The organism is Methylobacterium nigriterrae, assembly GCF_037106235.1.
GTDB lineage: Bacteria > Pseudomonadota > Alphaproteobacteria > Rhizobiales > Beijerinckiaceae > Methylobacterium > Methylobacterium nigriterrae.
Genome location: NZ_JBAWTG010000742.1, coordinates 1 through 288 on the forward strand (window position 1 = coordinate 1; position 288 = coordinate 288).

Here is a 288-nt window from a genome sequence, read left to right on the forward strand (position 1 = left end):
GTGGCGGTGGCGGGGTACGACGGCATGCACCTGATCTACAACGCGCTTGAGCAAACCAAGGGTGATGCCAGTGCCGATGCCTTCATCAAGGCGGTAAAGGGCATGAAATGGATGAGCCCGCGGGGACCGGTGGAAATCGATCCGCAGACGCGCGATATCGTCCAGAATGTCTACATCCGCAAAGTCGAGCGGGTGGACGGGGTGCTGCAAAACGTCGAATTCGACAAATTCGAGGCGGTGAAGGATCCGGGCAAGCAGAGCTGAACGCTGAGGCTTCTCACCTGGCTG

Annotated in this window: 1 protein-coding gene; it reads left to right on the plus strand. The window is 59.0% G+C overall.

Annotated elements, in window-relative coordinates; genetic code table 11:
• A partial coding sequence (locus WDW90_RS38955; RefSeq protein WP_336492979.1) for an ABC transporter substrate-binding protein occupies positions 1 to 264 on the plus strand: 264 nt, incomplete at its 5' end.
• Positions 265 to 288 lie beyond the last annotated feature (24 nt).